The 7,589-nt window shown below is 58.6% G+C and carries 9 protein-coding genes; all 9 read right to left on the bottom strand.

What is annotated here, in order from left to right; genetic code table 11:
* Positions 1-2,120, bottom strand: a 2,120-nt coding sequence (feoB, locus tag Q1K23_RS05310; RefSeq protein WP_300363055.1) for a ferrous iron transport protein B, incomplete at its 3' end; no start/stop codon positions are given.
* Positions 2,117-2,380: a FeoA family protein gene (locus tag Q1K23_RS05315; RefSeq protein ID WP_300363056.1), complete on the bottom strand. Its 264-nt coding sequence runs from the start codon at positions 2,378-2,380 to the stop codon at positions 2,117-2,119. The genes feoB and Q1K23_RS05315, both read right to left, overlap by 4 nt.
* A gap of 3 nt (positions 2,381-2,383) precedes the next feature.
* On the bottom strand, positions 2,384-2,638 hold the full coding sequence (locus tag Q1K23_RS05320; RefSeq protein WP_300363058.1) for a hypothetical protein: 255 nt from the start codon (positions 2,636-2,638) through the stop codon (positions 2,384-2,386).
* Positions 2,635-3,042: an arsenate reductase ArsC gene (locus tag Q1K23_RS05325; RefSeq protein WP_300363059.1), complete on the bottom strand. Its 408-nt coding sequence runs from the start codon at positions 3,040-3,042 to the stop codon at positions 2,635-2,637. Before Q1K23_RS05325 ends, Q1K23_RS05320 begins: the two co-directional genes overlap by 4 nt.
* Before the next feature lie 10 nt (positions 3,043-3,052).
* Entirely contained in the window at positions 3,053-4,096 is a 1,044-nt protein-coding gene (locus tag Q1K23_RS05330; protein WP_300363061.1) for a glutathione synthetase, read from the bottom strand.
* On the bottom strand, positions 4,093-5,994 hold the full coding sequence (locus Q1K23_RS05335; RefSeq protein ID WP_300363063.1) for a flavohemoglobin expression-modulating QEGLA motif protein: 1,902 nt from the start codon (positions 5,992-5,994) through the stop codon (positions 4,093-4,095). The genes Q1K23_RS05330 and Q1K23_RS05335 overlap by 4 nt, the downstream gene beginning before the upstream one ends.
* The gene (locus tag Q1K23_RS05340) at positions 5,991-6,836 is read right to left on the bottom strand and encodes an N-formylglutamate amidohydrolase (RefSeq protein ID WP_300363064.1); all 846 of its coding nucleotides are present in this window, start codon (positions 6,834-6,836) and stop codon (positions 5,991-5,993) included. Before Q1K23_RS05340 ends, Q1K23_RS05335 begins: the two co-directional genes overlap by 4 nt.
* A 40-nt stretch (positions 6,837-6,876) precedes the next feature.
* Positions 6,877-7,203, bottom strand: a complete 327-nt coding sequence (locus Q1K23_RS05345) for a DUF4282 domain-containing protein (RefSeq protein ID WP_300363066.1) — start codon at positions 7,201-7,203, stop codon at positions 6,877-6,879.
* A 5-nt stretch (positions 7,204-7,208) separates the two neighbouring features.
* The coding region (locus tag Q1K23_RS05350; protein ID WP_300363067.1) for an arsenate reductase ArsC at positions 7,209-7,589 on the bottom strand (381 nt) is incomplete at its 5' end.

The following is a 7,589-nucleotide window of genomic DNA, read 5'->3' on the forward strand; positions in this document are numbered from 1 at the left end:
GCCGACTGGTAGAAAAGAAGGCTCGCGGCATAGGCGAGCAGCGGCAGAAAAAGGGTTTCGAAAAGGGCCATTTTCCATCCAAACTCCTGCTTGATGGCGGCGATGGTCGAGATGCAGGGGATATAAAGTAGCACGAATATCATATAACTGTAGGCGGCGAGCGGCCCGCTAAACTGTGCCTCGAGCCTTTCTTGCAGCGTCGTGTCACGCTCTGTGGAATCCTCAACGCTTCGCAAAATCCCGATCATGCCGGCAGCGGCCTCCACCAGGGCATCCTTCAGACTCTCAAGCTGCTCCAGGGTATCTTCTGCGAGATTCGCCTCGGCCGATGCGTGGGGATGGCCCGTTTCGACCCCGTAGATGGTCCCGAGCGACCCCACCACCACCTCCTTGGCGATCGTGCCGGGAATCAGCGCCGCGATCGGCTCCCACGCCTCGCCGAACCCCAGGGGTTTGAAAAGGGGCGTGAGTGTTTTGGCGCTTTTGGCGAGCCAGGAGTCGTGCACGTCCGATCCAGGCGGCAGATGGATCACCCCCCACAAAATCACCGACGCCGCCACGATCACGGTACCGGCCCGGACGATGAAATCCTTGAGTCTGGGCCACATCAGCACCCATACGGCTTGAAACGTCGGCATATGATAGGCGGGAAGCTCGAGAAAGAAGGGCTTCTCCTCCTCTTTGGGCAGCACTCTGTCGGCGACAGTGCCGACCAGAAGCGCCACGACGATGCCCAGCAGATAGATCGACATGATCACGAAAACCTGATGTTCGGTAAAAAATAGTGCCGTAAAGAGGGCGTAGATGGGGAGCCTGGCGCTGCAGCTCATCAGGGGAATCATCAGGGCGGTGATGATCCGCTCCCGCCGGCTCGTGAGTGTCCTCGTGGCGTAGATGGCCGGGACGTTGCAGCCGAACCCCATGATCATCGCGATGAAGGCGTTGCCTTTGACACCGAAAGTCCGGGCCAGCCTGTCGAGAAGGAAACTGACCCGCGCCATGTAGCCGCTCTCCTCCAGCAGCGCCATGAAAAAGTAGAGCAGAAACAGAAGCGGCAGAAACGAAAGCACCAGCCCTACACCCCCGACGACACCCTCCACCAGGAGCGAATCGGCCCACTCCGGCAGACGGGAACCGACGAAGAGATGGAGATATTTTCCCACGTAGTTTTCGAAAAACCGGCCCGTCCACTCCACCAGCGGCGCGCTGCCGTCGAAGGTCATTTTAAAGAGCAGAAACATCACCAGAAAAAAGATCGGAAGGGAGAAGAAGGGGTGCAGAACCAGGGCGTCGATCCGGTCGCTGAGCACCGTTCTGTCGACGATCGGTTTCGTCAGCACTTCCTCGAGAATCGCGTCGATCGCCTCGTACCGCGAACGGGTGACGATGGTTTTGATCGGGAGTTTCATATGCTTTTCCAGCCGCTCCGTCGCGCCGGCGGCGAAATCGACGATCTCGTCGGCTCCCTTTTTTTTCGCCAGTTCGAGGGCGAAAGGATCCCTTTCGATCAGTTTGATCGCGAAGAGTCTGGGGGGATAGGGAAGATCGGCGGCGTATCTTTCGAGCCGATGGAGAAGCAGGGCGATCTCCTTTTCCAGGTGACTCTGCAGCGGCTGGATATTCGGGATCCTCCTCTTTCGGACCGCTTCGACGGCGCATTCGATGAGCCGTTTGGCGCCCAGCCCCGTCGAGCCGACGGTGGGCACGACACACACTCCCAGGATCTCCTCCAGCCTGGGAATGTCGATCTCGTATCCGCGTTTGGTGAAGTCGTCGAACATGTTCAGAGCCAGGACCATCGGCCGGCCCATGTCGGTCAGCTCCAGGGTCAGATAGAGGTTTCTGCGCAGCGCCGTGGCGTCGACGACGTCGATGATGCCGTCGATCGGATCGTAGGCCAGGACGTTGCGGGTGATCTTCTCTTCCAGAGAATAGGGGCTGAGGGTGTATGCGCCGGGCAGATCGACCAGGGCGATCTCCTCGCCTTCGTAACGAAAAAGCGCCTCTTTCTTCTCGACCGTCACTCCGGGCCAGTTCCCCACCTCCAGGTCGCTGCCGGCGATGGCGTTGATCAGTGCCGTCTTTCCGGTGTTGGGATTGCCGACGAAAGCGATCTTCACCTTTTGGCTCCTCTCCCTTTTCTGACTCTCAGCTGCGAGATCGGCTCCACCTCGATTTTGGCGGCATCCGCTCTGCGCAGCGCGATAAACGTATCCTCCACCCGGATCTCGATGGGATCGCCCCATGGCGCTCTGCGTACCAGTTGGACCGGCTCGCCGCAGAGTACCCCCAGCTCCATCAGCCGGGTTTTGAGCTCACCCAGATCGCCGATCGATTTGACGATCGCTTTCTGTTTCTCCTGAAGATCCGCCAGTGTCATCGGTTATTTCAGCACTTTCGAACGCTTCAGCGCCGCTTCGATCTCATCTTTGGCCACGTCACCCGTCAGTTCCAGCTCGACGGCGCCGTCTTCGCCCCGCACCTGCATGTCGCGGATCTTCTCTTTCGTTTTATCACTCATGCATTCACATGCTCCCGTGGCGCAGTTTTCGACCATTTTGACGATATTCTCTTTTTTCACTTCGCCGCTGAAGGCGATTTTGACTCCGTTACCGGTAGCGTGGACCTCTTTTTTCACATCAACTCCTTCTCTATGCGGGGCAAAAGCCGCGATTGAATCTCTTTGAGCGTCTTTACGAAGGCTTCGTAGGGTTTGCCGTCGGGATCTTCGAAACCGACATGGATACTCTTGGTACCACCGGGGAAAAGGGGGCAGCTCTCTTTGGCGTTGTCGCAGACCGTCACGACCAGATCGAAAGGCCCCTTTTCCATCGCTTCGTCGACGGTTTTGGAGTGGTAGCCATCCTCCCACGCCCCCTCCTCTTCCAGCACCTTTCTGGCGTCGGGGTTGACCCTGCCGCCCGGATTCGACCCGGCGCTGAAGGCTTCGATGCCCCGGGCTCGCAGATAGCGATTCACGAGAGCTTCGGCGATGATGGAGCGGCAGCTGTTTCCGGTACAGAGTATCAGAACTTTTTTCATTGGCGCATCTTCAGAGCGTATTCATTTCGACATTGTCGAAGTTCCGGCGGTAGTATCGCATATAGAGGACCTTCTTTTCAAGGGCCTCGATCACTTTTTGGCTGAAGTCGAGATCACCGAATAGATGGGCATGGTGCAGCCCCCCGGGGCTGAAGACGTTGATCTCCAGCAGTTTATCTCCGACGATATCGAGCCCCACCAGGAACATCCCGTCCTGGACCAGTTTCGGCCGGACGATTTCGGCGATCCGCAGCATCCCGTCGGTCACTTCCGCCGCCTCCGCATGGCCGCCGGCGTGGATGTTGGAGCGTATATCCTTCCTGGCCGGAATACGCCGGAAGGCGCAGTAGCGGCCGTCTATCTGCAGGGGTTCGGCATTCATCAGAAAGAGACGTACATCGCCGTGGACCGCTTCGGGGATGAAGGCCTCGGCGATCGCGTAGCCGTCCCTAAAGAGTGCGTCGGCCATCTGGTGGAGGTTGGCCGCGTCTTCGGGCTGGACGAAAAAGACACCCCGCCCCGCCGAACCCATCAGCGGTTTGAGGATGATGCGCCGGTCATGTTTTTCGTAGAACCTCTCGATCTCCGAATAGTTCCTGGCGATCACCTTTTCGACACGCACCTCTTTCGGGAAGTGCTGGAAGTAGAGTTTGTTGATCGCCTTGCTCAAGCCGTCAGGATCGTTGAGCACGATGACCCCGTGGCGCATCGCGGTCCGCCCGAAGACGATCGCGGCATGCTGTGCCCAGGATGACTGGATATCCTGGGCCGGGTCGTTGCGCAGCATCAGGATATCGAGATCGTCCACCGTGATTCTCTCTTCGCGGGCGCTACTTGCCCTGATCGCCTCGTAATAGGCTCTCTGGTCCCCATAGCTCCCTTCGGCGACGCTTCTGGCATGGGCATGCACCATTTCGTCGCAGTTGTAGACGAAATCGCCGACACCCATAAGCCACACTTCATGCCCCATCTTCGTGGCGGTCAGAGCCAGCTGTATCGTCGAGCTCGGCAGAGGTTCGTTCAGCAGGTCGTTGATGACAAAACCGAGTTTCATAGGTATCCTTTTTCGATCAGATCGAGAAGTGTCAGTCTGCTTTCGCGGATCTCCCGCAGCCGGCGCTTCGCCTCAGGCGTTTCGAGCCACCGGGGCCACAGCGGCGGCTTTTCGAGGATTTCACGGTACTGCAGCTCTTCGATCAGCGGGATATGCTCGGCGGCGATCTTGCCGACGAAGAGCGGTTCGAGCGGACCCTCTTCGTGCAGATAGTCGAAGATGCCGATGAGCCCGCGCAGATAGACGGCATCTTTCGTCAGCCCGCCGCCACGGAAGACGCGCGTCGTGATCGTGAACGCGCTCTTTTCCCCGAAGTCGTACTCCTCCCGCAATACCGAAAAGACCTCGTCGAAAGGTCTGCCTTCGCAGAGCAGATGCACGGCGATCACCCGTGCCGCGAGAACCCGCAATCGCGCTTTGCTGATCCCTCCGCTCAGATACTCGGAGAGTACGGCGATCCCCTCCTGCATCTCGTCGTAGCCGCTGAGGCCCGTATGGAGCTGCCTGAAGGGCTGGGCCAGGCCGTTGGTATAGGTCAGCACATGGGTGCCGATCTCGTGATGGAGCAGCGCTTCGATCCGCTTTTTGGGAAAGTGTGCCGAGCGTGAAATCAGGAAATTGCCGCCCGAAACCATCGCCCCGGCGACGATGTCGTCGCGTATCTCCACCCTCGACCTCATCTGCGGATAGAACGTTTTGTAGTATGCGATCTCCTCTTCCGCACGTTTCGCGAAGGTTTCCGCGTCCACCGCATCCTCCCGGGCGTCGGCTTCGACATCTTTTTTTTCGTGGGGCAGAAGCTCCAGCATGCGCCTGGCCGTCTTGAGCAGATCCTCCTCCACCCTGCCGTATGTCGGAATGCTGCCATAGAGGAAGTTCGGCGTGTCACGGTCGAAAAGCAGCGTGAGCTTTCTGTCGAGCTCCACCACTTTCTGTCCGAAAAGTTCGAAAAGGGTCGGATCCTCGATCTTCGCGACCGGGATATCGAAGAGTCTCCGTTTCATCCGGGCGATATCGAAAGGTCTCGGCCGGTAGAGGAAACGGGGTGTGCCCCTGAAGCCTTCCGCCCTGAAGCGCCGCCACGCCTCCTCCGTATTGACCGGTGTCACCTGTAGAAGGAAATCGAAGGCATCCTCGATTTCGGCAAGCGCGCTGTCGACTTCCCATACCGCCTTCGTCACGAACCGCCTTCCCATCATCGCGTAATGGGTCGGACAGCTTCGGGTCATGTCGACCGTGAAGCGGAAAAAGGCCTTTTTGAGCGCTTTGCTGATGCCTCTTCGCAGCGCGTAGAGTTCCAGTGGGAAAAGGGTCTCCCCCGCCGCGTCACGATAGAGCGGAGAGACTCCCAACCCTACGATATGGGTGCTGTGACGCTGCAGAAACTCCCTGGAAAGTATGGGTTCGAAAAATGGGGGCGCAGGGCTCTCTTTTTCGATGAAGACTTCCGCTTTCAGGCGATGAAGCGACACCCTTCCCAGCCATGTGCGCAGTGTTTCGACGGTCGAAAGGAGCTCTTCGGGACGCTGTGCGCGGATCCGGAAAAGGGGACGATGCGCCTCCTCCTCATCGACATTGCGGTTTTTTGGAGAGAGTGCCCAGAGTTCCAGAATCAGAAAGCCGCCGAAAATTTCCGACATCGTTTCGGCGATCGCCTCCACCAGCGGCGAGAGATCGGCCCCGTCCATCACGGTGATGTAGGAGGCTTCGCTCTCCACCAGTCGCTTCGTCCCCACATCCGCACCATGGGGCGGCTTCCTGTAGAGACAGAGAAAAGGAAGCTGACGGTCGATATGGATCCGTCCTCCCTCCGGCAGCTTTCTTCTGACGGCACGGTTGGCTTTCAGATCCGAAACGATCTCTTCGATCGGCAGGTCGGTCGGCTCTCTATCCTTCACGGTTTCACCCCCATTTCACTCAAAGAGGCCTCGATGCCGGGCATCGCCGCCTTGAGCATGGTATGGAGCCGCTCGATGCGCATCAGATCCACCTTCCCTTCCCACTCGTCCATAAATATCTTTTTGAACTCCACCGAAAGGACGCAGGCGGACTCCCCGAACCGCCGGTGGATCCATTCTGCCATATACCCTCCCTGAAACTTCACGTTTTCCCGCACATCGAGCCGGCTGCCGAAATAGTCGAAGCTCCGCAGATCGTCGATGAAACGTCCGATCAGAGACTCCCACGCACTTCTGTCGGCCAGCGTCGCCGTGCCGACATTGATGTCCGGATTCGTTTTCGGGTCGTCGGGCGGGGCGTCGGGTCCGCCACGCCGGTGGTTGTAGCTGTGGAGGTCCAAAAGGACGATCCGGCCGTATCTGGCCACGATCGCCTCGAGATAGGCCTCGAGCTCTTCGTAGAAAGCGTCGTAGAGTCTCAAGCCGTGTTCCACCATCTCGTCGGTGGGAGGTTCTCTCCAGAGTTCGAGGCCCCAGGCGTCCGCCGGGGTCCGGTAGACCGCTTTTTCCCGAGGCCTATTGAAATCGACGACGAAACGGGAGACGGAGACGGTGATGCGGTTGTCGCAGATCGAGGTCATCCGGTAGGTGCATGGATCCTCCTCCCGCAGCCTTGCCGCCTCATCCAGGACGAGCCGCTCCGCCACGTCGTGGGTGAGGTCGTGGCCGTCGTGGATCGCCGCCGCGACGATCGGCCCCTCCCCGGGACACATCATCCACTGGCTCCCCTTCATGGCGAAGTGTCGAGCCAGAGTTTCGGGCGAACGTTTCGAATGTTGCATCAGGCATCCTTTCCGATCTTTCCCTGGGGAAAAATCTTCTCTATCCTCGTTGTAATTCCGTCAGCTCCATCAGGGCGTCGTGCATCTGGAAATAGCCGATCATCGTCTCGAACATCATGCGCCACACCAGCTCCATCGAGAGAAAAAGTACGAGAAAAAAGAGGAGTGTCATGACTTTCCGGCCCGTTTCCAGGGTGTCGTAGAGCCTTCTTAGCTCTGCGCCGGCATTGCGGCACCATGGAAGCGTTCGGACGAGGCGGCGGCGCAGATACCAAAGAAACAGCGGCATCCCCACCGCCCCCGCATAGTAGAAGAGTATCAGAACGTCCTGCGCGATGAATCTCTCGAACGTCAGGAAGTCCCACATACGCTCTACTCCTCACACAGCTCTTCGCGGATGCGGGGGATCAGAAGGTTTTTCATCTGATGAAGCTCCCGCTCGTAGGCCTCGAAAGGCTTGCCCTCGGGATCTTCGAAGCCGATATGGATCTCTTTTTTGGCACCCGGAAAGGTGGGACACGCCTCCTTGACGTTGTCGCAGACCGTCACGACCAGGTCGAAGTCGAGACTCTCCAGATCATCAAGGCTTTTGGACCACAGATGCTCCGTTTCGATCCCGTCCTCCGCCAGCACCTGCAGCGTTTCGTGATCGACGGCACCCTTGGGATTCAACCCCGCACTCTCGGCGTGCAGATCGCAGACATTTTTGAGGTAGTGGTTGATCAGCGCTTCCGCCATGATCGAGCGGGCGGC

The sequence above is a fragment of the Hydrogenimonas sp. genome, assembly GCF_029933015.1.
Lineage (GTDB): Bacteria > Campylobacterota > Campylobacteria > Campylobacterales > Hydrogenimonadaceae > Hydrogenimonas.

Bases quoted from the DNA above. Each gene is read 5' to 3' on its own strand.
- Q1K23_RS05325 (WP_300363059.1), bottom strand. From the start codon at position 3,042: ATGAAAAAAGTTCTGATACTCTGTACCGGAAACAGCTGCCGCTCCATC.
- Q1K23_RS05345 (WP_300363066.1), bottom strand. From the start codon at position 7,203: ATGTGGGACTTCCTGACGTTCGAGAGATTCATCGCGCAGGACGTTCTG.
- Q1K23_RS05330 (WP_300363061.1), bottom strand. From the start codon at position 4,096: ATGAAACTCGGTTTTGTCATCAACGACCTGCTGAACGAACCTCTGCCG.
- Q1K23_RS05340 (WP_300363064.1), bottom strand. From the start codon at position 6,836: ATGCAACATTCGAAACGTTCGCCCGAAACTCTGGCTCGACACTTCGCC.
- Q1K23_RS05315 (WP_300363056.1), bottom strand. From the start codon at position 2,380: ATGACACTGGCGGATCTTCAGGAGAAACAGAAAGCGATCGTCAAATCG.